Genomic DNA, 351 nt, shown 5'->3' with positions numbered 1-351 from the left:
AAGACGGCATACGATGGGCAACCAACGATAATGCAGAAACGCCCCCAAAAGAACGTATAGACCTGGAAGGGTTAATTGCCCGGTTTGGGTACAGAGCAGAGAAAGACTATACGGCGTATACGCTTGATGGACAGGATGCGTTTTACGATTACGGCTCACATCTGCGTATGGCTACCCCTGAAGCCAGCCAGAGTGACGAGATGATCCTGGCGGCCGTTCTAACCGCGGATAAGCAACATCATCGTGGTATTGAAATCACCGGCAGTGACGAATTTAAAGAGCGAGTGTTTAACCTTATCAGTGAATACAACATTGAGGTGAAACTGACTAACCCAGAACAAAGGGTTAAAT

The 351-nt window shown here is 47.6% G+C and carries 1 protein-coding gene; it reads left to right on the top strand.

The annotated features are described in order from the left end of the window. Window positions 1-8: 8 nt before the first annotated feature. The coding region (locus M992_RS14390) for an LPD7 domain-containing protein (protein ID WP_315970606.1) at window positions 9-351 on the top strand (343 nt) is incomplete at its 3' end.

Origin of the sequence: Moellerella wisconsensis ATCC 35017, assembly GCF_001294465.1 — a bacterium.
In the GTDB taxonomy this organism is placed as follows: domain Bacteria; phylum Pseudomonadota; class Gammaproteobacteria; order Enterobacterales; family Enterobacteriaceae; genus Moellerella; species Moellerella wisconsensis.
The sequence above is the reverse complement of the archived record's forward strand: the minus strand, read 5'-3'. Positions and strand labels throughout refer to the sequence as shown.